This window comes from Peptoniphilus raoultii, assembly GCF_900099555.1.
Lineage (GTDB): Bacteria > Bacillota > Clostridia > Tissierellales > Peptoniphilaceae > Peptoniphilus_A > Peptoniphilus_A raoultii.
In genome coordinates, this window is sequence record NZ_FMWM01000002.1 from 458,861 (window position 1) to 484,313 (window position 25,453).

The window sequence follows — 25,453 nt, forward strand, 5'->3', positions numbered from 1 at the left end:
TACTATTCTCTCTCCCTGTAAATCAATCTTAAACAGATTTGTATGGGTAATTTTACAAGCAGTATCTATATTTTTTGTATTTCCAGTAAAGTATAAGCCATCCGATTTTTTGTTGCCACGAAAACGCTATTATAGTCACTACATAATAGCGTTGATTATCTTCAATTTTAACGATTCATCATTTTCGAAGCTGCCTTTTAAAATTGACTCCATTATTTCGTACAATAAGTCTTTATCTATTTTGCCGGCAGCAACATGATAACTGATGTTTTCCATTTCTTTCAGAAAAGAATGTGCCACAGACAGATAGCCATTCTTCAATAGAAATTGAGCTGATAATGTAATAGCGATTCGCTTATTTCCATCTTCAAAACAATGAAATTCACACGCACAGAAAAACAGATGCGTTATTTTATCGACAAAACTCGGATAATAATCATCGTTTTGAATATTTTGCAACACACTTTCCAATCTGCCTAAATCAAAGTGTCCTAACGTACCTCCGCCACTATGCTGTACTGTAAGCTTATGAATTTCTATAGCTTCATCAAGAGTAATATAACATAAATCAGCCACACTACTCACGCTCCTTTAAGCGTTTTAAAACATCTTGATTCTCTAGCATGAGTTTTTCTATTTGATCACCTTCTGATCCTAAAAACCTTTCATATTCTTCTCGGCCTAAAGGCTTAATATATTCGTCAAGCTGTTTATGAAAAATGTCTCTCAAGGCTAAATCTCGGCTAGCCATTTTTATTCTTGCTCTAAATATCAAGGGCTTCCAATGTGGCAACATTTCAAAGGCGTGAAATATGTCTTGAATTTCCCAGTTGTTAAGTTTATGACCAACTGCTTCTGATTGGTCTTTAATCATAGCAGCAAGACCACATTCATAAGAAGCCACGAGATCTAAAACTTCTGAATACAGAGTGTCTCTTATTCGTTCCTTTTTTTGCAGTTTTAAAATTTCTCGATATTCACGAGATTTTTCTTTAAAAATGCTTTGATATATCATATCTGTAAAGATAGCATACTTTATATTTCCCATATCAACATAATCTCTAAGAGCATCGGTAAATTCACGTCTATAATTTTCTTCTTGTAAATATGCGCCTATAAAGTCTTTGTCACGCTGGTTAATATATTTTGTTCCGCCGCCAGTTTTTTGATTTATTAAGTCAATAACAATATCTAACATCAACTGGCGTAATATTCTAGCGTTTTCACTTTCAGAAAGCAACATTGCTACATTTAAAAATGCTCTAAAATCAAATACACCAAGTACTGTGATTTTGGTACCGACATAAATGTCGGTACCAAAATGTTCTTGAAAAGCATTTAAAAAAGCTTTGAGCTTTTTACCTTTAAAAACTTCATATCCATTTTTCTTTAATTCATCAGAAAAAGATGAAATATATCGTTCAATTGTCCTTGTATCAACCTCAAAGAAATCTGACACCATTTCTTTTGTCAAATATAATTTATCTTCAAATAATATACAATCAATTTTTGACGTTCTTTGAATTTCAGCAACAGCTAATTCGTTATTCAATATATTTTGTCTATCAATTCTGGAGGTTGTTAAATCTTTTAACATATTTTATCTCCCCTATACGGTTACTTATTGTATGTAGACTTTTTGTATTCGTTTTAATTATAATATAAATTATGGAGGATTGCAAGTATGGATATTGTAAAAGTATTTGGCACTAATTTAAAGAAATATCGCACAGAAATGGGATTATCCCAAGAAGCCTTTGCTGACAAGTGCGGTATGCATAGAACATATATCAGTGCTATCGAATGTTATCGCAGGAGTATTTCACTCGAAAATATTCAGCGAATTGCAGATGCACTTGAAATTGAAACATATAAATTGTTTTTGGAGGATTAATAAATAACTAAAAAGATAACTAAGATAGAACTATTTGAAGAATTAGCTGGCATTGATGAAAATGGATATAGTAGATGGGGGAATGTAACCGAATTTGTTGGTGACAATCAAGGTTTGCAGCTGCTAAACGGTGCTAGCTGGTCAAGTAATGACGGAAAATTCGGGGGATACATAGTTGAACAAGATAAATCAATAACACCCAGCAACAAAACAGATGCCATACGAACTGTCAGATTTAATAATGGAGATTATTTTCAACATATTCGTGCAAATATAAAAAGGCAAATTCAAAGTCAAGGTAAATAAAAATTTAATGATACATGGTCTATGTCTAAGGACTTAAACCATATATTTTTTTATGATGAAACATAAAAAATTCTCAATCTAAAATTATCAAAGGAACTGTAACCGTAAAAACCCTCTAAATAACTTTAATATTTCTGTTAATACCTCCAATTTTTATGTTTGTGTAATGGTATTCTTAATCTTTTCTAAGTGTTTGATAGCTTTACTTATAGCCGCCTTAATTTTACTATAATTTTCTCCAAACTCATCCGGCTTAAATTCCTGCAAAATAATTTTTAAAATGTCTTTTTTTTCTTTCTAATAGCAAATAAAATATTTTGGATTAAGTCATAAATCATCCTGAAAGGATAGTTAGCATCTAAAATATGTTCAACTATTTCTTTTTGAGAGATAAATCCTTTAAAACAAGGGAAACTCTTGAAATGTGTTGATATTAACTTAGTTTTAGAGAGTAATAATAACTTCTAATACCTTTTTAAACATCTATACTCATGGGATTTGTTTTGAACTTATTCATTAGTTGAACTCTTGCCATGTTGAAAGCACGAGTAAAATTCTTCATCGGGGATAGAAATTTCTATCCCCGATGAAGAATTTAGTTGATTTTTAATTAGCAACACGTTTTGACAAAGAGCCTTTTTAAAATATAAAAGACCGTAGCTTGAAAACTACGGTCTAATTTTTGTCCAAATGTAAACCACTTGGAACTATTATTCAATTTATTCTTTTTAACAAATGTTCCCATTTTAATCCCAGTTACAGTTTTTCATCTTCTGTAACCGTTGATTTTACAAAGTTTTTAATTTTTTTGCGACTATTCCCATTCAATGGTAGCTGGGGGTTTAGTTGTTATGTCGTACACTATTCTATTTATATGGTTGACTTCATTTATTATTCTTACTGAAACTTTATCTAAAACCTCATAGGGGATTCGTGACCAGTCGGCTGTCATAAAGTCTGATGTTTTTACTGCTCTTAGGGCAAGGGTATAGTCATAGGTCCTATAATCTCCCATTACTCCAACTGTTTTTATATTTGTGAGAACAGCAAAATATTGATTTATATCTTTATCAAGACCTTCTTTTTCTAGTTCATCTCTAAATATTTTGTCGGCATCTCTTAGGATTTCAAGTTTATCTTTTGTAACTTCTCCCATTATTCTTATTGCAAGACCTGGGCCTGGAAAGGGCTGCCTTTTTACTAGGTAGTTCGGAAGGCCAAGTTCTTTTCCAAGTTTTCTAACTTCATCTTTAAATAGCATTCTTAAGGGCTCTATTAAATCTTTAAAGTCAACTACATCTGGAAGGCCACCAACATTGTGGTGGGATTTTATAACTGCTCCAAGGCCTAGTCCTGATTCTATTACATCTGGATAAATTGTTCCTTGGGCAAGGTAGTCTACTGATTTTATTTTTCTTCCTTCTTCTTCAAAAACTCTAATAAATTCTTCACCAATTATTTTTCTTTTTTCTTCAGGGTCTGTTACTCCTGCAAGTCTTTTTAAAAATCTTTCTTCTGCATCTATTCTTATAAAATTCATGCCGCTATCTTTAAAAGCTTCTTCAACTTCATTTCCTTCATTTTTTCTCATTAGTCCGTGATCAACAAAAATGCAGGTTAAATTTTTGCCAACGGCCTTAGAAACAAGCTTTGCAACAACTGATGAATCGACTCCGCCTGAGAGGGCAAGCAGAACTTTTCCGGCACCTACTTTTTTTCTAATATCTTCTACGGCAATTTTTGCATAATTGGCCATTGTCCAGTTTTGTTCTTCTTTACAAACATCAACTGCAAAATTTTCTAACATTTCTCTGCCGTTGTCTGTATGATTTACTTCAGGATGGTACTGAAAGCCGTAAAGTTTTTCTTTTTTATTTTCCATAGCTGCTATGGGGCAGTTTTTGGATTTTCCAATTATTTCAAATCCTTCTGGCAATATGCTGACTTTGTCATTGTGGCTCATCCAAACTCTTTGATTTTTTTCAAGGCCTTTAAATATTTTTGAATCTTTTATATCTATTTCTGTTTTTCCAAATTCTCTTTCCTTTGAAGGGACAACTTTTCCGCCAAGTTTTTGGGCCATAAGCTGCATGCCATAGCAAAGGCCAAGGACTGGTTTTCCAAGTTTAAATATTTCTTCTTCAATTTGAGGGGAGTTTTCTTCATAGACTGATGAGGGGCCTCCCGTAAAAATAATTCCCTTAACTTTTTCTTTTTTTGCTTCATTTAATGCTTTTGTATAGGCTACTACTTCGCAATATATATTTAATTCTCTTATTCTTCTGGCTATTAGTTCCTTATATTGACCGCCAAAATCTACAATTAAAATCATTTTATCCCTCCGTAAGTCTTTTTTATAATTTTATAATAAAATTCGGATTTTTACTATATTTTTTGACAAATTAAATATATAATATATAGGTTAAGAGTAGGTAATTGAATTAAAATTAATGAAATGTTAATATATATATTGTAAAAAGGAGTGGTAAGATGGGTTTGATTGATAAAATTTTTGGATCTTACAGCCAAAGAGAATTAAAAAAGATAGAACCTACAGTTGAAAAAGTTATGAGCCTGGAAGAAGATATGGCTAAACTTACCGATGCCGAGCTTAAAGATAAAACTAGAGAATTTAAGGATAGATATGCAAAAGGCGAAAGTTTAGATGATCTTTTGCCTGAAGCTTTTGCAGTTGTTAGAGAAGCTGCATGGAGAGTTTTAGGTATGAAACATTTTAGGGTTCAAGTTGTTGGGGGCGTTATTCTCCACCAAGGTAGAATTGCTGAAATGAAAACAGGTGAAGGTAAGACTCTTGTTGCTACTTTGCCTGTTTACTTAAATGCACTTTCTGGAGATGGAGTTCACGTTGTAACTGTCAATGATTATTTGGCAAAGCGTGACCGTGACTGGATGGGAAAAGTTTACGAATTTTTGGGCCTAAGTGTTGGATGTATTCTTCATGATTTGTCAAATGAAGAAAGAAGAGAAGCCTATAATTGTGACATCACTTATGGTACAAATAACGAATTTGGTTTTGACTATTTGAGGGATAACATGGTTATCTACAAAGAAGAAAGGGTTCAAAGAGTTTTAAATTTCTGTATCGTTGACGAAGTTGACTCAATTTTAATTGACGAAGCAAGAACTCCCTTAATCATTTCTGGCCAAGGTGATGAATCTACTGACCTTTATATTAGGGCTAGAGATTTTGTTAATACTTTGACTTCAAGAGTTAAAACTGAAGATGAAAGTAATTTTGAAAGATTTAATAGAGAATTTGAAGAAGAAACTGTTGATTATATAATTAATGAAAAGGATAAAACTTCAACCCTTACTGACAAGGGTGTTGCTAAAGCTGAAAAATATTTTGGCATAGATAATTTATCAGATCTTGAAAATATGGAACTTTCTCACCATATTAACCAAGCCTTAAAGGCCAAGGGAAATATGAAAATCGACATTGACTATGTTGTTAATGATGGAGAAATAATTATAGTTGATGAATTCACAGGCCGTCTAATGTACGGAAGAAGGTATTCTGAAGGGCTTCACCAAGCAATTGAAGCAAAAGAAGGTCTTGAAGTTAGAGCAGAATCAAAAACTCTTGCAACAATAACTTTTCAAAATTATTTCAGAATGTATAAAAAACTTTCAGGTATGACAGGTACTGCAATGACAGAAGAAGGAGAATTTCGTGACATCTATAATATTGACGTTGTTGAAATCCCAACCAATAAACCTGTTATAAGACAAGATAATAATGACGTTATCTATAGAGATGAACCTGCAAAATTCAGAGCAGTTACAAGAGAAATTGCAGAATGCCACGGAAAGGGACAACCTGTTTTGGTCGGCACAATTTCCATTGACAAATCTGAAGAATTATCTAAATATTTAAAAAGAGCAGGAATTAAGCACAATGTTTTAAATGCCAAAAAGCATGAACAAGAATCTGAAATTGTTGCCCAAGCTGGAAGATTTGGTGCGGTTACAATTGCAACAAACATGGCGGGCCGTGGTACCGATATTGTTTTAGGCGGTAATCCTGAATATCTTGCAAAAAAAGAACTAAAAAAACAAGGTATGGAAGATGAAATGATAGAATTTGCAGATTCTTACTTTAAAACTGATGATGAAGAAATAATAAATGCAAGAAATGAATACCAAAGACTAGTTGAAGAATTTAAATCAGAAACCGATAAAGAAGCCCAAAAAGTTGTGGAAGTTGGCGGACTTCACATCATAGGAACTGAAAGGCACGAGTCAAGACGTATTGACAACCAACTTCGTGGCCGTAGTGGTCGTCAAGGAGACCCAGGTTCTTCAAGATTTTATATTTCAGGTGATGATGATTTAATTAGACTTTTTGCTGGCGATAGATTTAAAGACACCATGGAAAAAATCGATACACCTGAAGATGAAGCAATTGAAGCAGGAATTTTGACAAAACTTATTGAATCAGCTCAAAGAAAAGTAGAAGGCAATAACTTCTCAATTCGTAAAAATGTCCTTCAATATGACGATGTTATGAATAAACAAAGAGAAGTAATCTATGGTGAAAGGACAAGAGTTCTTGAAGGCGAAGATTTAAAAGAAGATATAATTTCTATGAAAGAAGATGTTATTGATAAGACAGTGGACTTCTATAATAAAATGGATCACAACAATGAAAAACATCTTGACCTAGACGGAGTTTATAAATTTGGAATAGAAACTTTTGATCTTGAAGAAGACTTTTTAAAGGGCCGTGAAAATGACAGTATAGAAGAAATAAAGAAACTTTTAGAAGAACTTTCAGTAGAAAAATATAAGGAAAAAGAAGAAGAATTTGGCGAAGAAAAATTCAGAGAGGTAGAAAGAGTTGTTCTTCTTCAAAATGTAGATTCAAAATGGATGGACCACATTGATGCCATGGACCAGCTTAGAAAAGGTATCGGCTTAAGAGCCGTTGGTCAAGTTGACCCAGTTCGTGCCTATGCAGAAGAAGGTTTTGATATGTTTGAAGAAATGAACGAATCTATTAAAGAAGATACAGTAAAGATGCTTTATCATGTGATCAATCCTGAAAAGGTAAAAAGAGTTAGGGTTGCTAATGAAGTTGAAACAGTAAATCCTGACGATGGAAAGAAAAAACCCTTTGTAAGGAAAAATAAAAAAATCGGCAGAAACGACCCCTGCCCATGCGGTTCTGGCAAAAAATATAAAAATTGCCATGGTAAAAATGCCTAATTATAATTAGTTAAATTTAAAATTAAGCCTTAAAAGAAAAATTTAAGGCTTTTTTAATGTACTGAATTATTAAATGAACTTTCTGGATAGCAAAATATAATTAGGTAACTTAGAGCCATTTCAAGAAAAATCTAAAAAAAATTAAAAATATTATAAAAATTTGTAAAAATTATTTGATTTTTTTCAGATTTATTGTATAATAGAAAAGGCGTCGGGGTGTAGCGCAGTTTGGTAGCGCACGTGGTTTGGGACCATGGGGCCGGGGGTTCAAATCCTCTCACCCCGACCATTACAACTCTCATCATTTATTTTTAAATGGTGGGAGATTTTTTATATTAATCATAATTTCAATTTTATAGCAAAATATTAACCTTAAAATCAAATTTTAATAGACTAAAAACTACTTTTTAAGGCAAAAAAAGATAAGGAAAAATTTCTCCCTATCTTTAAAAAATCATTATTCATTTTCTTTATTCTTTGGCACAAGTTTTTCTTTACCGCCCATATACATTCTTAAGGGTTCTGGAATTTTTACTGTTCCGTCTTCTTGATATAGGTTTTCTAAAAAGGCGATTAACATTCTTGGTGGTGCTACGCAGGTATTATTTAAGGTGTGGGCAAGATATGTTCCATTTTCTCCCCTTAATTTTATATTTAATCTTCTTGCCTGTGCATCGCCTAAATTTGAGCAAGATCCAACTTCAAAATATTTATTTTGTCTTGGTGAGAAGGCTTCAACATCAAGGGATTTTACTTTTAAGTCTGCTAAATCTCCTGAGCAACATTCAAGAGTTCTTACAGGAATTTCAAGGGATCTGAAAAAGTCCACTGTATTTTTCCACAAAACATTAAACCAATTTTTTGATTCTTCTGGAGTACATATTACAACCATTTCTTGCTTTTCAAATTGATGAATCCTATAAACTCCTCTTTCTTCAATGCCGTGAGCTCCAACTTCTTTTCTAAAACATGGTGAATAGGAGGTCATTGTTAGGGGCATTTCTTTTTCGTCTGTAATTGTATTTATAAATTTTCCAATCATTGAGTGTTCACTTGTTCCTATTAAATATAAGTCTTCCCCTTCAATTTTATACATCATATTTTCCATTTCGGCAAAGCTCATGACACCAGTAACTACATTAGAACGGATCATAAAAGGCGGGATATAATAAGTAAATCCTCTGTCAATCATAAAATCTCTTGCATAGGCAAGGATTGCAGAATGAAGTCTTGCAATATCTCCCTTTAAATAATAAAATCCAGCCCCTGATGTATCTCTTGAAGCATCTAATTCAATGCCGTCAAAAGATTCCATAATGTCAACGTGATAGGGAATTTCGTATTTAGGAATTATGGGGTCTCCAAATTTTTCTATTTCAACATTTTCTGAATCATCTTTTCCAATAGGCACACTTTCGTCAATTATTTGTGGAATTACAAGCATTTTTTCCCTGATTTTTTCTTCTAATTCTCTTTCAGATGCTTCTAAATCTTCAAGTTCTTTATTAATATTTACAACTTCTTTTTTTGCTTCTTCTGCCTTTTGAATTTCCTTTTTTTGCATAAAGAAGCCAATTTCCTTTGAAATTGCATTCCTTTTTCCTCTTAATTCATCACCCTTGGTTTTTGAGTCCCTAAATTTTGTGTCAAGTTCAATTACCTCATCAACAAGGACAAGTTTTTCATCTTGAAATTTTTTCTTAATATTTTCCTTTACAAGATCTGGATTTGTTCTTAATAATTTAATATCTAACATTTTTTCCTCCTAAAAAATTATAATAAAAAAAGCCCCCATCCCCAAGGGACGAGAGAGCCCGCGTTGCCACCCTAATTAACATAAAGTTCACTTAAAATAAATTGACTATTAAGCGGATTCAAAAGTTCCAATTATAGCCTTCCAGCTTCCGGCTACTCTCTAAAAATTTTCCCTTTCTACTACTCTTAACATAAGTCTTATAAAATTTTCCTTATCATAACACATAAAAAATAAGTTTTCAAGTTTAGAAGGCAGTCATTTTCTGTAAAAATTTTTAAAAATTAAGGTATAATTATTTTAGGTGGTTAGATGAAAAATTTTTTATTGGAACAAGGAGTTGACACTAAGCTCCTAAAAGAAGTTGACAAATTTTTAAATTTTTATGAAATAGATGAATCTTTAAAGTATAGGATACCAAAACCTAAATATCATTATTATGGAAAAGAAATTTGGGAGAGGTCAATTGCAGGAATTTTGTCGGGAAATCATATCCTTTTAGAAGGGCCAAAGGCAACGGGCAAAAATGTTCTTTCAGAAAATTTAGCCTATTTATTTAAAAGGCCCCTTTGGACAATTTCTTTAAATATAAATTCTGATCCCTCATCTTTAATTGGCTCTGATACCTTTAAAAATGGTGAGGTAACTTTAAAAAGAGGGCCGGTTTATGATGCCGGTCTTTATGGAGGTTTTGCAGTTTTTGATGAGATAAATATGGCCAAAAGTGAGGCCCTATCTGTTGTACATTCGGCTCTTGACTACAGAAGAATTATTGATGTGCCAGGATATGATAGGCTTAAACTTCACGAGGCCACAAGATATATTGCAACAATGAATTACGGATATGTAGGCACTCGTGATTTAAACGAAGCTCTTGTTTCCAGATTTTTAGTTATTAATATGCCAATAATTGAAAGGGAGGATTTAATTAAACTCTTAGAGGAAAATACTCACTTAAATAAGGACTACAGTCTTTTATTTGCTCAGCTATTTTTAGATTTACAAAAAAAATCTTTAAATTCTGAAATTTCATCAAAGGCTTGTGATTTAAGAGGATTAATTGATGCCATAAATCTTATGGAAATTGGTCTTCCTCTTAGAGCATCTTTGGAAATGGGTCTTGCAGATAAAACTTTTGACATCTATGAAAAGGAAATTGTCATGGATGTAGTTACTACTCTTTTCTCGTCAAATGTAAATTTAGGTGATTTATTTGCTAAGTGATGTAAGACTTAAAAATATTTTTTGGACTGTGGCAGAAAATTATAATGAAAATCCTAGAAGTCCGCTTTTTGCTCATACAAATGAATATACATCAGCCCTTGAAGGTTTTATTTACTTTAATTTCCCGTCATCCATAATTAATGATTATATTTCATTCTTTCTTTTGAATTCTAAGGATAAAGACAGTTTACTTGTTCTCTTTAGGATTTTATTTGAAAATATTTTGTGGGATGATCTTATTAAAAAAAGGCCAGGGGTTTTAGATAAGAGAAATTCATACATTGAAGAATTTTTAAAGTCGTCCCATAATTCTAAGAAAAGTCACAAAATTTTAAGGAACTTTTATGAATTTAAGTTCTTTAATAAAGATTTTGGGGAAAATGAGATTTTGTCTGAAATTTTGTCTTTTAAATCCTATGAAATAATGGAAATTTTGACTTATATCCATGGGATTTTTGAAAAATATTTTTCTATTAATGACTATATGCCAGAAATTAAAAACCCATCTTTTAAAGAATTTATAGAAAAGTCAAAGGATGTGAAAAATCTTTCAAGGTCTTTAAAAAATATTAGCTATATTAATGACAGGGACCTTGAAAAATACACCATAGAATCAGCAGAATTTATGGGATTTTTTGATGATGACTTAAAAAGGACAAAGGCTGAAGAATTTAAGTCAGATATTAATGGTAATTCTTCAATTTATGAAATTGCAAAAAAACACTTTGGCAGGGAAGAAAAAGTGTCCTATGTCCAAAGGAGAATGGAAGAAGAAATTGCAAGTGGTATTCACAAAAATATTAAAATTTTTCATGCCTGCGGCGATTTTGAAAATAAAAATTCTTATTATGCAGGAGAAATGGAAAATTCTTATAGGGAAAATTTAGAATTTTATAAAAAAAATCAAATTGTCTTTAATAGGGCCATAAAAAAACTTAGCCTTGTTATAAAAAGCTCTCTTTTAAGGGACGCTGTTAATGAAGATTTAAAATCAGATAGCGGCGAAATTATTCCATCTGAAATTTGGAGAAATGAATTTTTAAATGATGGGAGAGTTTTTAAAAAGAGAAGAAAATCTGAATCTAAAGATATTTTTGTGGATATTTTGCTAGATTCTTCTGCCTCCCAGCTTGAAAGAAAATCCATTGTTGCCTGTGAATCCTATATTATTAGCAAGGCCCTAACAGATTTAAATATTAAAACTAGGGTCCTATACTTTAAAAATTTTTATAATTATTTAGTCATAAGGAAATTTCGTGACTATAGGGACCCAAAATTTAAAAATAAGGACATCTTTTATTATAACCCCACAGGTTCAAATAGGGACGGATTTGCCATAAAATATGCTCATTCTCTTATAGGAAAAAATTATGAAGCCAGAAAATTTTTAATAATTTTATCTGACGGCAAGCCCAATGACGAAATAAATCTAGGCCTTGTGGGCTCAGGGAAAATTGATGGGGAAGATTATGTAAATGAAAAGGCCTTAAAAGATACTGCCAAGGAAGTTCTCCTTGCAAGGCTTGATGGTATAAATACCTTTGGAGTTTTTACAGGCGAAGAAAAAGACCTTGAAAAAATCAAAAAAATTTATGGCAAGGACTTTGCCTATATAAAAGATTTATATAGGTTCCACGATATGGTGGGAATTTTTTTAAAGTCCTATGCAGAAAAAATTTTTTAAGATAGATGATCAAGATCAATAATATCGGACTTAAAGGGGATTTTGTAAAATAAAATTATATAGAGAGCGGCACAAATTGTATTTGAAAATAAATTGCCCCAGAAAACAGCATTAACTCCCAAAATATGCTTAGTCAATAAAATAAAAATATATCTAAAGCCCCAGACCCTTAAAAGGCCAGCGGCAAGAGTAATTTTTGTTCTGCCAAGGGCAAGAAGAGCCCCCTGAACAACCATATATAAAGTGAAGCCAAAAACTGAAAAGTTATAAATTTTTAGGGCATGAGTTGCTATTGAAATAATTTCCTCGTCCCTTATAGTCCTTTGAAAAATTTCTACAAAAGACCTTGAAAGGGGAGTTATGATAACTATCATAGAAATAGAAAGTATTGCTCCCATAATTAAAGATTTTTTGTAGACATCTTTTGCCTTTGGAATATTATTACTGCCAACATTCATTGCCATCATTGTTGTAACAGTTGTGGAAATTGATGATGGAACTGTAAAGGTTAGGGCATTTATATTTGATGCAATGCCTTGGGCTGCCAAAACTTTTGGTCCATAGGATTGAACTTCCATATTTATTAAGAAAAATCCCAAATATACAAACATTGATGCAAGCATAGAAGGAAGGCCAATTCTAATATATTCTCTAATTGATGCCCAATCAGGTCTAAAATTTTTAAAAGAAAGTCTATAGTCCTGTTGTTTTATAAATAAATCATAGTAAAGCCAAAGGGTAATAATGGTGTAGGAACAAAAAGAAGAAAAAACTGCACCCTTTGCCCCTAATGAAAAAACTTTTAAAAATATAAAAGAAAAAATTAATTTTAAAACCATGAGCATAATCATTCTGATTAAAGTCGCTTCAGGCTGGCCCATGGCATTTTTTATGCCATTATAAATTGCTGCCATAAAAAGCATAGGCATTACAAAAGAATATAGGGATAAATATTGAAAAATATAGGGAGCTACCTCTGGATTTACATAATTTGTCAAAATTTTTGCCAAAAAATATAAAAGAGGGGCAGAAATAATTCCCAAAATTAAACCGAAAAATAAAAGCTGTAGGGACATATGCTTAACTCTTTTTACATCACCAAGTCCATTAAACTGACCAATAATTGCCATGCCAGCAGAGCCAAGACCCATGGAAAGTCCATTTAAAATATTTATAACAGGTGCAGAAAAAGTTACAGCTCCTGCAACGAGAACTCCCCCATAATTATTTAAAAAAAATCCGTCAAAAACGGGTATCATTGATTGAACAAGAGCCATTATAATCGTCGGCAAGGATAGGATAAATAAAGTTGAGAGGATATTTCCCTCTAAAATCATTTTGCGGCGATCGGCCGGTGATTTCTTTAAAAAATTCAAAAAAACCCCCTCCTTTTTAAAAATTATATAATTTTAGTTACCTAAAGTCAATTTTGTATGTTTTTTTAGTTAAAGGTCTAAAAATTAATTTTTCTTATTTTATGGTGAAATTTGCTTAAATTTATACATATCTATGTTAAAATAATTAGATGCTTAAGAATTTAAAATTATCAGTTTATTATATATAATAAAGGATAGAAAATATATGGAGGGCAATTATGTTAAGTGTAAATAATGTATCGGTGATTTTTCCCGACAAAAAACTTTTTGATGATGTTAATTTAAATTTCAATCCGGGAAATTGCTATGGAATAATTGGAGCAAATGGAGCAGGAAAGTCAACTTTTCTAAAAATTTTGTCAGGTGAAAAGGAGCCTTCAACTGGATCTGTTTCTCTTGACAAAAATAAGAGAATGTCAAAATTAAATCAAGACCACTATGCTTTTGAAGATGAACTTGTTATTGACACAGTTATTATGGGCAACAAAAGATTATACGACATTGGAAAAGAAAAAGATGCCATTTATATGAAGGAAGACTTTTCGGATGAAGACGGCATAAGGGCTGCTGAACTTGAAAGTGAATTTGGAGAAATGGGCGGTTATGAAGCTGAATCTGAAGCCTCATCTCTTTTGCAAGGCCTTGGTATCACAACGGATAAACACAATTTATATATGAAAAATTTAGTGGAAGCTGACAAGGTTAAGGTCCTTTTGGCCCAAGCCCTTTTTGGTTCTCCCGACATTCTTCTTCTTGACGAACCTACAAATGGTATTGATGTGCGTGCAGTTTTGTGGCTGGAAGATTTTCTTTCAACTTTTGAAGGAATTGTCATTATTGTTTCTCACGACAGATATTTTTTAAATGAAGTTTGTACCCATATGGTTGACATAGATTTTGGAAAAGTTAATTTATTTATAGGTAACTATGATTTTTGGTATGAATCTTCACAACTTGCCCAAAAGATGGCCAAGGAAGAAAATAAAAAGAAGGAAGAAAAGATTAAGGAACTTGAAGAATTTATTAGGAGATTTTCCGCCAATAAATCTAAATCAAAACAAGCAACTTCCAGAAAAAAACTTCTTGATAAAATTACCCTAGATGACATAAAACCATCCTCCAGAAGATATCCTTTCGTTTCCTTTGAGCTTTCTCGTGAAGTTGGCAAGGAAATTTTAAATGTAGAAAACTTAAATTTAAAGGATGGGGACAGAGTTCTATTAAAGGATTTTTCTCTTAGGGTTAATAAGGGAGATAAAATTGGCTTTATTGGAAATGAAATTGCCATTACTGAATTTTTTAAATTAATAATAGATAAGGATAATATTGACCATCTAAATTTCAAATGGGGTCAAACTGTAACAAAAGAATATTTTCCAAAGGACAATTCAGAATTTTTTGACCATGTAAACTTAAATTTAATTGACTGGTTAAGACAGTTTTCAGAAGAACAATCAGAAATTTTTATTAGGGGATTTTTGGGAAAAATGTTATTTTCAGGAGATGAAACTCAAAAGAAGGCTGAAGTCCTATCAGGGGGCGAAAGAGTCCGTATGATGTTTTCAAAAATGATGATAAATCCAGCCAATGTTTTAATTTTTGATCAGCCAACAAACCATCTTGACCTAGAATCTATTGAAGCTGTAAATAATGGACTTATATCTTATAAGGGAAATATTTTATTTACTTCCCTTGACCACCAATTTATTTCATCTGTTGCCAATAGAATTGTAGAAATTTTTGACGACGGATCATACAGAGATGAAGCCATAACTTATGAAGAATATATAGAGAAATATATAGCAAGCGATAAGGAGTAGGAGGATAAAATTGAAAGAAAGATTAGAAAATATGCTTAAAACTTATATGGAAGAGTTTCACTATCCATCTGCTGCCCTTGGTATAATTAAGGATGGAGAAAAGGAAATAATTACTCTTGGCAAAAGAGATTTAGAAAAAAATCTTCCCATGGAAAAGGACACGATTTATGCCATAGGTTCACAAACAAAGGCCTTTACTGCCCTTGGTCTTGCCATACTTTTAAAGGAAAAAAATTTATCCTTTGATAATCTTTTAAAAGATTTATACGAAGGATTTAAAATGGAAGATGACTATTTGACAGACCACTTAACTTTAAGGGACGGACTTTCACACAGGACAGGATTTCCAAAGCACCTTTCTGCTTGGTATAACAATAATTTTAAAGAGCCTCGTGAATTTTTAAAAATTTTGGGTCACCTTACTGCAACAATGCCTTTAAGATATGAATTTTGTTACCAATCCTATTTTTTCATAATGGGGGGACTGATTATTGAAAGTCTTTCAGGAAAGTCCTTTGGCGATTTCTTAAAGGAAAGAATTTTTGATAAGCTTGGCATGAAAAATACTTTTGTCTTGGGTAGCTATGCTCCAGATGAAAACAAGGCAAGACCCTATCAGTTTAAGGATGGAAAATTTTCTGAAATGTCCTACAATTATGAATTTACAAAATATCCCAATGGATCAGGAACTATTTATTCTACCATGGAAGATATGTTAAAATGGTTAGACTTTTGGGTTAATGGAAATGAAGATGTGACGTCAAAAGAAACTTATCTTGAAGTTTTGCAGGCAAATACAATTATTAGGGAAGATAAAAATGCTTTAAATATTCCCCACGTGTCAAATAGGGCCTATGCTATGGGCTGGTTTAGAGAAACTTATAGGGGAATGCAAATTGCTCAGCACCTTGGAGCAGTTGACGGTTTTAAAACTCACCACATCTTTTTACCAGAAAAAAATATTGGCATAAGTCTTGCGGTAAATTTAAATGAAGCAGGAGGTTCGGAACTAATTTGCTACAGCATTTTAGAGGAGCTTTTGGGTCTTGAAAAAGATTGGCAAGACGATTATTTAAAGGCCTTAAAAAATGGGGGTCAAAAATCTGAAAACCATGAAAAATTTGAAAGCCCTAAAGGAAATAATTTTGAAAAATATGAAGGTCTATATTCGCATTCAGGCTATGGAGAATTTAAGTTTTTCCAAAAGGATGGCAAACTTTTTGTCCACTGCTTTAATCATGACATTGAAGTTTTAGAAAAAAGAGGACAAAAATATATAGATTTTAAGGCCTATAATCTTTCCCTTCCCATGGACTTTAAAAATGGAAATTTAATTCTTAAAGCTGAAGGAAGAAAGGTAGAAATTAAAAAAATAAAATAAGCGAAATTTTCAGGCTCTTGCATTTGTAGGGGCCTTTTTTATATAATTAATTTAGTATATTTTGTATTTTACATATAGGAGTAGAGAATTATAGATGAGTAAAAAATGGGCAGAAGTTTTATTACTGTCAGTTGTTATTGCTAGAGGAACAGCTTTTGCTTTTTCAAAAGTTTTATTAAGAACTATGGGGCAATTTAATATTTTATCCATAAGATTTTTATTGGCGGCCATAATTTTAATTTTCGCCTTTAGGAAAAAACTAAAGGAAATAGATAAGAAAACTATATATGGAGGCGGCTTTATAGGCCTTTTATTCTTTTTATTAATGTCCTGCGAAATGGCGGCCATAAATAGAATGGATACGGGAAAAGTTTCTTTTTTAGAATGTTCAGCCGTAGTTTTTGTTCCCATTTTTGAAGGGATATTAAAGAAAAAATTTCCTAATAAGGCAGACCTTTTAACTTCCCTTATTGCCTTTATAGGTATTGGATTTATCACCCTTGGAGGAGGAAGCTTTGCCTTTTCTTCAGGAGATATTTTTGGCCTTAGTGCAGCAGTTTTTTATGCCGGAGCAATTATTGCCATGGATAGGTATTCAAAAAATTCTGACCCAATCCTTGTTGGAATTTTGCAAGTTACAACTATTGGCATTCTATCTTTTATAGTTTCTATATTTATTAAGGATTTTTCCATACCTAGTCAAAAAATAAATATCTTATATACTTTATATATAGCCATTGTTTCAACAGCCTTTGGCTATGCCTTTCAGCCAATAGCCCAAAAATATACGACATCTGAAAGGGCAGGCCTTATTGCAGCCATAAGTCCACTTGTTGCAAATATAATAGGTTTTGTATTTTTAAAGGAAAGGCTTACAATCTTTACATTTATTGGCGGCTTTTTAATTATTTTTGCCATAACCTATCCTATAATTTTAAGGATGATAAATAAAAATAAAATCACAAATTATAATTAGTATACTTAAAATTATTATAAAAAATTAAGAGAAAGAAAGGGGAAAATATGATTGATTTTACATTTGCCTTACCAACGAAAGTTTTATTTGGTAAGGACCAACTAAAAAAATTGGGGACTAATATTAAAAAATATGGGGACAGAGTTTTGCTTGCCTATGGAGGAGGCTCTATTAAAAAAATTGGACTATATGATGAAATTACAAAAATTTTAAGGGACGAAGGCATATTTTTTAAGGAGCTTTCAGGAATTGAACCCAATCCGAAAATTGATAAGGTTCGTGAAGGCATAAAAATTATTAGGGACAACGATTTAAATTTCATCTTGGCAGTAGGAGGAGGCTCTGTAATTGACAGTGCAAAATTAATTGCACCGGGAGTTTTTGCCAAGGGAGATCCATGGGATTTAGTTTTAAAAAAAGAAAAAATCACTGATGCCCTAAAAATTGGAGTAGTTTTAACAATTGCAGCAACTGGCTCTGAAACTGATAACATTGGAGTAATTTCAAATGACAAGACTAATGAAAAACTATCCATTGCAGGCAAAGAATTAATCCCTGCCTTTGCAATTTTAAATCCAGAATATACTTTTTCCGTTAATCCCTATCAAACGGGGGCAGGCTCTGCTGATATTATTTCCCACACCTTGGAAAATTATTTAACTTTAGATGAGGGGTGTTTTTTGCAAAATAAATTTGCAGAAGCTATTTTAAAAACCATAATAAAATATGGACCAATTGCCGTAAAAGACGGATCAAATTATGAGGCTCGTGCCAATATAATGTGGGCATCATCTTGGGCAATTAATGGACTTTTAGACAAGGGAAAGGATACGGACTGGACAGTTCACTCTATGGAACACGAACTTTCAGCCTATTATGACATAACTCATGGTGTGGGCCTAGCCATATTAACACCAAGATTTTTAGAATATATTTTAAATGACAAGACAGTAAAAATGATTAAGAATTTTGGTATAAATGCCTTTGGACTAGAAGACAGTGGTGATGATTTTAAGGATGCAAGGCTTGCAATAAAAAGGCTTTTTGATTTCTTTAAAGATGAATTAAAACTTCCCATGTCTTTAAGAGAACTAGGGATTGATGACAAATATTTTGAAGAAATGGCAGAAAGGCAAGTTGCAAGAAGGGGTGGAAGGCTTAATGGCGTTTGGCCCTTAAACAAGGATGATATTGTTGCCATTTATAAAAAATCTTTAGACTATGAAAAGTGATTTTTTAAAGCTATCTAATGGAGAAGTTTTAGCCTATAGATTTAAAAAAATTTCCGAAAGGGAAAAAAATCTAATTTTAATTCACGGGAATTATGCCACGTCTTTTATTTGGGAAGACCTGGCTTCTTCCATTGGTGACTTTAATATCTATTGTCCAGATATGAGGGGTTTTGGTAAGTCTACCTATAAAAATAGGGCAAAAAATATTAGCGATTATGCCATGGATTTACTTGAATTTATAGAAAAGCTTTCTTTAAAAAATATAAGTATTTGCGGCTGGTCCCTTGGGGGAGCAGTTGCCATGGAAATGGCAAAGGTCCTTAATCAAAAGCTTTCAAATTTAATTTTACTTTCGTCAATTTCGTCAAGAGGCTATAAGTCAATTTATAGTGACTTTATTTCCATAAATTCCTCCCTAAAAAATATTATGCCCTTTTCCATAGATTTTCTTGAAGATCTAAATCCCTTTCAAAATTTAAATAATTTTGCCCCTTATTATGAGGACTATAAAAAATTTTTTAGGGACTATTTATTTAATATTAAAAATCCCCATGGCGAATTTTTAGATGAGCTGACTAGGGAAATGCTCCTCCAAAAAAATAATGTTGACATTTGGGAAGCTATGACAAATTTTCATTTTTCTGATGAAGATATAGAGAAAATCAAGGCAAAAATTTTTATGGTCTATGGGGATAGGGATAAAATTATTTCGAAAGAGGAGATTAGGGAAAACATAGAGGCTTTTAAAGAAAGAGCTGAAGTTTTTATCTTTAAAGATTCAGGTCACGCTCCCTTTTTTGATAAAAAAGGAAAGTGCATAAAATTATTAGAAAAGGTCCTGTAAATTTAATTTTTCTAATTATTTAAATATTGTAAAATTAAGTGATATGAGTTATCATAAGTAGTGTGTCAAAGTAATAACAATATTTAGGAAATGAGTTAGACGAAAAAAATTATAGGGCCCTAAACACTTTAGGATTAATTTTAATAATATGGCAATTGGTATCAAGTCTTGGAATTTATAACACCTATTTATTGCCGACTATGTCAATGGTTTGGAATAGTTTTAAGGAAATGTGTACATTGTAAATGATGTGATACCAAAAATAATAAAATAAATATCCTATAAAGCTCCTTTTTTATGGAAATAATTGTTTCAGTTATAGTAGGTATAGTTTTAACTCTTCCAATTTCCTCAGCGGCACTTTGTATGATGCTTTCCCTCTTATCTCTTGCTGGTGGAGCTGCAACTATTGGATGTTGTTGTCAAATGGTTGGCTTCGCAGTTATTTCTTATCGTGACAACAAAATGGAAGGACTCGTAGCTCAAGGTCTGGGTACTTCAATGCTACAAATGCCAAATATTGTAAGAAAACCAATAATTATTATTCCACCTATTATTTCATCTGCAATATTGGGACCAGTTTCAACTATGATTTTCAAGCTTAAAAATACATCTCTTGGTTCTGGTATGGGAACAAGTGGACTTGTGGGACAAATTTCTACTTTCACAGCAATGCCTGATGTCCCCTTTATGAAACTTCTTGGCATAGTTTTACTTATGCACATAATTTTACCTGCAGCTTTAACCTTTGCAATTTATGAAATTTTTTATCGCAAGGGCTTAATTCAAGATGGCGATATGAAATTATATTTTAAATAATTTTATTTATACTAATAAAAAATGGACTTTATGAAGTTACCACAAAGTCCATCTTTTTTTATGCTCTTACATCATCATATTCCCTAGATTCTAGTTTTTTGTGAACATAGGAGCAAGTTCCCTTTATTTTTTTCTTTTCATTTCTTGCATCTTCTACAAGTTTTTCTACAAGTTCTCCTGCGAAGCCTTGCCCTTCAAATTCAGGATTTACAATAGTGTGAGTTGCATCTACTATATTACCATCTTCTTCAAAAGTTAAAATTCCCTTGTAGTTATTTTCATCTTCGCCTATATAGTAACAATTGTTTCCTTTTTTAATTTCCATAATGACCTCCCAAAATTGTTCTTACTTTTTAATACCCAACTTTTTTGACTTATCACATTATTTTATTTTTTCAATTATTCTATATTTAGTATCGAAGCCTTCAGAAGTTCCTGTAAAAGATGAATCTTCTTTTGAAAGTTCAAACATTGTATCCACAATTTCTTTAAATTCTGGTAATTCTTGTGTTTTCTTATCTAATTCATCAATTCCTCTTTGTTTAAATTCTGCTAATTTTTCTACAAAAATTTTCATGTTTCCGTCTATTAAATCTCCGCCATCTTTCAATTTAATTGCACCAGAGTTTAAGTCAATGATTCCATCATCTAGCTTTTTAATTCCATCTCTCATTGGAACTATTCCTTCTGTCTTTAATCTTGGGAAATCTTTAAATAATTGAGATTTGTCACGAAATTCTAAAAGCCCATTAGTTAGTTCGTTAGCACCAGAATTTAATTTTGGCGAATTTGAGTCAAGTTCAGAAATTGCATCTGTAAATTTATTTACGGCATCTTCACTTTGTTCTGTGCCTTCTCTTAATTTTGATGAGCCATCCTTTAATTTTCCTGCTGCTTCATCAAGTTTAACAAGAGAATCAGAAAGTTTCATAAGTTGAGATGTATCAAGTTTTGATGCTGCTTCTGACATAGCCTTCTCAAGAGCAGAATTAATTTGATTTGCTCCATTAGAAAGGTCTGTTGTTCCTGCTTGCAACTGTTCAAGTCCTGCCGGAAGTTGACTTGCTCCTGTATTTATTTGTTCTGATGCTTGTGCAAGTTGATTCATTCCACCCTTTAATTCATTTAAACCTTCTAATTGTCCAGCCATATTGCTTAAACCTTTTAGCGCTTGAAGGTCATTTCCAACTTTTTGTGTTGATGCGCCAATAATCTGTGCATTTTGTCCAATACTAGCTGCACTTTGTCCTAAGTTTGTTGCTGCTCCTTGTAAAATTTCAATAGCTTGTTGAGCTGCAGGATCATCACTTTGCCTTAACACTGCTATAGCTTTTCCTATTTCAGCAGCTGATGTTCCAATTGACTGTGCACCTCCACCAATTTCCTGTGCCTTAGCACCAATGTTTTGTAGGTCTCCTTCAACATTAATATTTCCAAGTCCTGATAGGTTAGGTACATCCATGCCTTGAACTTTTCCATTTAACATTTGGAAATTAGCATTAAATTCACTTTCGCCTGCTGCAAGTTTTTTTGCACTTTCAACTGCCTTTGCTGCTCCTGCATCTAGATTATTAGCTCCAGCTGAAAGTCTTTCTATTCCAGATTTTAATTCTGCAAGTTTCTTTAAAGCTTCTTCCTTCATTTCATCAATTTTACTTAACTTACTTGAACCTTCTCTTAATTGTACTGTAGCATCCTTTAACTTTCCAAGTCCATTGTCTAGTTCAACTGAACCGTCATGAAGTTTTTTGGCTCCATCTTTCATTTCGCCAGTTTTTTCATTCATCTTTCCTACTGCAGAAGTGTAATCGCTAATTCCAGAAGTTAATTTGCTACCACCTTCATACATTTCTTGTGCAGCACCTGGAACTGGTTCAACTTTTTCAATAACTTCATCTAGTTTGTCTTGAAATTCTCCTGACTTTTCATAAAGTTCCTTGGAGCCATCTTTAAGTTTAACAGTCCCGTCACCTAATTCATTAATTCCATTATTTAATTTACCTTGTGCATCAGATAATTTTGTAGAAGCGTCTACTAATTTTTGTGAATTATCTTCAAGTTCTCTTACACCATCACGAAGTTTGTCAATTGTATCTAAGTCTGCTTTATTTTGGAATAATTCATTAGAAATTACAACATAAGCTTCCACTGGTTTATAGTCCCTTACATCCATTTCAACCACAGCTTCGCTTTTAAACTCTTCCATTTGTCTATCTTCTAAAATAGTCTCAAAATTTTCCTTTAAGCCAGGAGTTAAAATTGAAGTTACAACTTCATTTTTTCCATCCTTTGCAATTTTTGCATCATCTGACTCAATATTTGATACAACTTTTTGTGGAAATGCCATTGCAGCAATGACAGTGTATGGTGCATAAACTTTAGTCTTCTTTCCATTAATATTTTTTATAACATATTTATTATTTTCGGTAGAAATAACTAATTTTAAATGACCAGACTTACCCTTTAGCTCACTATTTTCCATTTTTTCGCCATCAAGATAATAATCAATTTTTACATCAATAGGGATATTTTCTTCACTTTTACCTTGATAATAAATGTCCTTTACATTTTCATCCCAATAAATATAACCATTTTTATTTTCAATTTTTTCATCAGTTTTCAAATTCTTAACATTTTTTAAGTTGGATTTGTCTTTTCCTTTTATATCTTCTTCTGAATTTAACCAAACAGAAACAGTTTTGTCCTCAACATTATTGTCCTTTTTTAATACATATACAGTTTCACTCTTGTTTATAACGCTTGACGCAGCAAAAGCTGTATTTGTTAAAATCATTGAAGACAAAACAACTGTAATAACACCTTTTTGAACTTTTTTATTCATTTTTCTTCTCCTTAATTTAAACCCTTAGTAGTTTTCTTTATTAGTGGAAAACTTACAGAAATAATAGCTGGCAATAGTAGTATTATTACGCACATACTTATAATTGCACCTCTTGCTAAAAATGTACAAATCGTCGATACAATTTCCATTTTTGAATAAATACCTACTCCAATTGTGGCTGCCATAAAAGATAGAGCCGATGTTACTATTGACTTTGAAGTCTCTTTTACAGAAAGCTTTAGAGATTCATCAACATTTTTTGATTTTTTATATTCTGCCAAAAATCTATCTGTCATTAAAATTGAGTAGTCAATAGTTGAACCAAGCTGTATAACTCCAATTATTATTGAGGTTATAAATGGTATCGTGTGATTCAAATAAAATGGAATTCCCATATTTATTTGTATTGCAAGTTCAATTGCCCCAATTAAAACTATTGGTATTCCAATTGATTTAAATACAAGAGCAATAATTAAAAATACAACAGCAATTGAAATTATATTTACAATTTGAAAGTCTCTATCTGATATAACTGTTAAATCGTCAGTTAAAACTGCTTCTCCTGTTAAATATCCTTCCTCGTCATATTTATTTATTACACTTTTCATTTCACTAACTTGCTTTTTGACTTCAGGCGATGCAGTTTGATACTTGGAATTTGCCATAATCATTTGATAGCCATTTTTTGAGAAATTCTCTTGTAACTTCTCTGGCAAAAATTCACTTGGAACCATAACTCCTGTAACAGAATTTGCACTTAAAACAGAATTAATTCCATCAATTCCCTTTAAATCACTTATAAGCCCTTCCAAATCAGAATTAGATAAATCATCTTTTACGACAATAAAATGGGTACTTGCCATATCATAATCTTTTTTCATTTTATTTAAAGCAACTATAGAATCTAAATCCTGCGGAAGTGACCTATCAAGGTTATAATAAAGTTTTGTATTAACTGAACCATAAACTGCAGGAATAAAAAGTAGAATAAAAGCTATAAAGAGTGTTTTCTTATGCTTTATTGTAAATTCTGATAACTTATTAAATTCTGGAAGCATAACTTTATGATTGTATTTATTTACAAACTTTTCGACTACAAGTAACATTGCAGGAAGAACTGTAACTGTTGAGATAAGACCTATTAAAACTCCCTTACTCATTACAAGACCAATATCCTTTCCAAGTCCAAGTCTCATTGCAATTAAAACTATAAATCCTGCAAAAGTAGTAAGGGATGACGCAAATAAGGATGAAATAGTTTCTTGAACAGCCTTATCCATGGCATCATTTTTATTGTCAAAGTTTTTCTTCTCTTCAACATACCTGTGGTATAGGAAGATTGAATAGTCCATAGTAACGGCAAGCTGCAATACAGCTGCAATAGCCTTCGTTATATAGGATATCTCTCCCAAAAATATATTAGAGCCAAAGTTATACAAAACCGCATAACCTATAGTTAACATAAATACAAAAGGCACAATAGTTGATTCATTAGTAAGAGATAAAATAATAAGACCCAAACCTACTGCAAGAGCAACATATATTGGCGTTTCCTTGTCAATTAAATCCTTTGTATCCTTTACAAGAGATGAAATTCCACTTAAATATTTTTGACTTGACTCTATTTTTCTAATTTCATCTATAGCCGTCATAGTCTTTAATGAAGAAGATGAATCACTAAACTTAACTATCATTAAAGTAGAGCCATCTGCATAAAAAATATCCTTAATCTTAGCAGGCAAAAATTCGTTGGGAATCATATCTCCAATAGTTGAAGATTTTGAAATGACATCTTCTACGCCATTTATTTCAAGTATCTTTTCTCTCAAAACTTCTGCCTCATGGTCAGTCCCCTCAAGGATTAACATTCCTGTGGCGGCATTTTTAAAATCTTTATCTAAGATTTCTTGACCTTGAGTAGATTTTAAATCTTTGGGCAAATAAGACAAAATATCGTAGTTTACTTTTGTAAGCTTATAACCCAAAAATGATGGAATTAAAAGCAAGGTCATAACTAAAAGCACAAACTTTGGCTTGTGAGAAATAAATTTAGTAAATTTTTTCATTTAATCA

The 25,453-nt window shown here is 32.0% G+C and carries 18 protein-coding genes, 1 tRNA gene and 1 pseudogene; 12 read left to right on the plus strand and 8 right to left on the minus strand.

Annotated features, from left to right (window positions below):
* Positions 1 to 138 precede the first annotated feature (138 nt).
* Together BQ4446_RS02170 and BQ4446_RS02175 are read right to left on the minus strand one after the other, a co-directional pair.
* On the minus strand, positions 139 to 576 hold the full coding sequence (locus BQ4446_RS02170; RefSeq protein WP_071026255.1) for a type II toxin-antitoxin system death-on-curing family toxin: 438 nt from the start codon (positions 574 to 576) through the stop codon (positions 139 to 141).
* A 1-nt stretch (position 577) separates the two neighbouring features.
* The gene (locus BQ4446_RS02175) at positions 578 to 1,597 is read right to left on the minus strand and encodes a DNA-binding protein (RefSeq protein ID WP_071026257.1); all 1,020 of its coding nucleotides are present in this window, start codon (positions 1,595 to 1,597) and stop codon (positions 578 to 580) included.
* 87 nt (positions 1,598 to 1,684) lie between these two features.
* Here BQ4446_RS02175 and BQ4446_RS02180 point away from each other — a divergent pair, with 87 nt between their 5' ends.
* Together BQ4446_RS02180 and BQ4446_RS08805 are read left to right on the plus strand one after the other, a co-directional pair.
* Positions 1,685 to 1,894: a helix-turn-helix domain-containing protein gene (locus BQ4446_RS02180; RefSeq protein ID WP_071026259.1), complete on the plus strand. Its 210-nt coding sequence runs from the start codon at positions 1,685 to 1,687 to the stop codon at positions 1,892 to 1,894.
* Positions 1,895 to 1,918: 24 nt separating this feature from the next.
* On the plus strand, positions 1,919 to 2,200 hold the full coding sequence (locus tag BQ4446_RS08805; protein WP_418008169.1) for a hypothetical protein: 282 nt from the start codon (positions 1,919 to 1,921) through the stop codon (positions 2,198 to 2,200).
* 814 nt (positions 2,201 to 3,014) lie between these two features.
* On the opposite strand, the gene guaA is transcribed toward BQ4446_RS08805, so the two are convergent.
* Positions 3,015 to 4,532: a glutamine-hydrolyzing GMP synthase gene (gene guaA, locus BQ4446_RS02190; protein ID WP_071026263.1), complete on the minus strand. Its 1,518-nt coding sequence runs from the start codon at positions 4,530 to 4,532 to the stop codon at positions 3,015 to 3,017.
* Between the two features lie 158 nt (positions 4,533 to 4,690).
* On the opposite strand from guaA, the gene secA reads away from it, so the two are divergent.
* Together secA and BQ4446_RS02200 are read left to right on the plus strand one after the other, a co-directional pair.
* A complete protein-coding gene (secA, locus tag BQ4446_RS02195) occupies positions 4,691 to 7,429 on the plus strand; it encodes a preprotein translocase subunit SecA (protein ID WP_071026265.1) in 2,739 nt (912 codons plus the stop codon).
* Positions 7,430 to 7,641: 212 nt separating this feature from the next.
* Positions 7,642 to 7,718: transfer RNA gene (locus tag BQ4446_RS02200), tRNA-Pro, on the plus strand.
* A gap of 168 nt (positions 7,719 to 7,886) precedes the next feature.
* Here BQ4446_RS02200 and serS read toward each other — a convergent pair.
* Entirely contained in the window at positions 7,887 to 9,185 is a 1,299-nt protein-coding gene (gene serS, locus BQ4446_RS02205; RefSeq protein WP_071026267.1) for a serine--tRNA ligase, read from the minus strand.
* Positions 9,186 to 9,494: 309 nt separating this feature from the next.
* On the opposite strand from serS, the gene BQ4446_RS02210 reads away from it, so the two are divergent.
* Both BQ4446_RS02210 and BQ4446_RS02215 read left to right on the plus strand, forming a co-directional pair.
* Complete coding sequence (locus BQ4446_RS02210) at positions 9,495 to 10,406, plus strand: AAA family ATPase (RefSeq protein ID WP_071026269.1); 912 nt, start codon at positions 9,495 to 9,497, stop codon at positions 10,404 to 10,406.
* Positions 10,396 to 12,090, plus strand: coding sequence for a vWA domain-containing protein (locus BQ4446_RS02215; RefSeq protein WP_071026271.1), 1,695 nt, complete (start codon positions 10,396 to 10,398; stop codon positions 12,088 to 12,090). The genes BQ4446_RS02210 and BQ4446_RS02215 overlap by 11 nt, the downstream gene beginning before the upstream one ends.
* Here BQ4446_RS02215 and BQ4446_RS02220 read toward each other — a convergent pair.
* Positions 12,087 to 13,466 (minus strand): MATE family efflux transporter, encoded by a 1,380-nt coding sequence (locus tag BQ4446_RS02220; RefSeq protein WP_245149644.1) that lies wholly within the window; start codon positions 13,464 to 13,466, stop codon positions 12,087 to 12,089. The genes BQ4446_RS02215 and BQ4446_RS02220 overlap by 4 nt on opposite strands.
* A gap of 218 nt (positions 13,467 to 13,684) precedes the next feature.
* On the opposite strand from BQ4446_RS02220, the gene BQ4446_RS02225 reads away from it, so the two are divergent.
* The 6 genes and pseudogenes from BQ4446_RS02225 to BQ4446_RS02250 form a co-directional block, all read left to right on the plus strand.
* The gene (locus tag BQ4446_RS02225; RefSeq protein ID WP_071026273.1) at positions 13,685 to 15,286 is read left to right on the plus strand and encodes an ABC-F family ATP-binding cassette domain-containing protein; all 1,602 of its coding nucleotides are present in this window, start codon (positions 13,685 to 13,687) and stop codon (positions 15,284 to 15,286) included.
* A 10-nt stretch (positions 15,287 to 15,296) separates the two neighbouring features.
* Positions 15,297 to 16,667 carry a serine hydrolase domain-containing protein gene (locus BQ4446_RS02230; protein WP_071026275.1) on the plus strand — a complete coding sequence of 457 codons (1,371 nt, stop codon included), beginning with the start codon at positions 15,297 to 15,299 and terminating at the stop codon, positions 16,665 to 16,667.
* Between the two features lie 94 nt (positions 16,668 to 16,761).
* Positions 16,762 to 17,643: a DMT family transporter gene (locus BQ4446_RS02235; RefSeq protein ID WP_071026277.1), complete on the plus strand. Its 882-nt coding sequence runs from the start codon at positions 16,762 to 16,764 to the stop codon at positions 17,641 to 17,643.
* Positions 17,644 to 17,690: 47 nt separating this feature from the next.
* Positions 17,691 to 18,875, plus strand: a complete 1,185-nt coding sequence (locus BQ4446_RS02240; RefSeq protein ID WP_071026279.1) for an iron-containing alcohol dehydrogenase — start codon at positions 17,691 to 17,693, stop codon at positions 18,873 to 18,875.
* Positions 18,865 to 19,719, plus strand: coding sequence for an alpha/beta fold hydrolase (locus BQ4446_RS02245; protein ID WP_071026281.1), 855 nt, complete (start codon positions 18,865 to 18,867; stop codon positions 19,717 to 19,719). Before BQ4446_RS02240 ends, BQ4446_RS02245 begins: the two co-directional genes overlap by 11 nt.
* 291 nt (positions 19,720 to 20,010) lie before the next feature.
* Positions 20,011 to 20,538, plus strand: a pseudogene (locus BQ4446_RS02250) (PTS sugar transporter subunit IIC); the annotation flags it as partial.
* A gap of 58 nt (positions 20,539 to 20,596) precedes the next feature.
* Here BQ4446_RS02250 and BQ4446_RS02255 read toward each other — a convergent pair.
* Genes BQ4446_RS02255 through BQ4446_RS02265 form a run of 3 tightly spaced genes read right to left on the minus strand, consistent with a single transcriptional unit; the run spans position 20,597 to position 25,446 of the window.
* On the minus strand, positions 20,597 to 20,863 hold the full coding sequence (locus BQ4446_RS02255; RefSeq protein ID WP_071026284.1) for a GNAT family N-acetyltransferase: 267 nt from the start codon (positions 20,861 to 20,863) through the stop codon (positions 20,597 to 20,599).
* Positions 20,864 to 20,920: 57 nt separating this feature from the next.
* Positions 20,921 to 23,380 (minus strand): YhgE/Pip domain-containing protein, encoded by a 2,460-nt coding sequence (locus tag BQ4446_RS02260; RefSeq protein ID WP_071026285.1) that lies wholly within the window; start codon positions 23,378 to 23,380, stop codon positions 20,921 to 20,923.
* 11 nt (positions 23,381 to 23,391) lie between these two features.
* Complete coding sequence (locus BQ4446_RS02265) at positions 23,392 to 25,446, minus strand: efflux RND transporter permease subunit (RefSeq protein WP_071026287.1); 2,055 nt, start codon at positions 25,444 to 25,446, stop codon at positions 23,392 to 23,394.
* Positions 25,447 to 25,453: the final 7 nt, after the last annotated feature.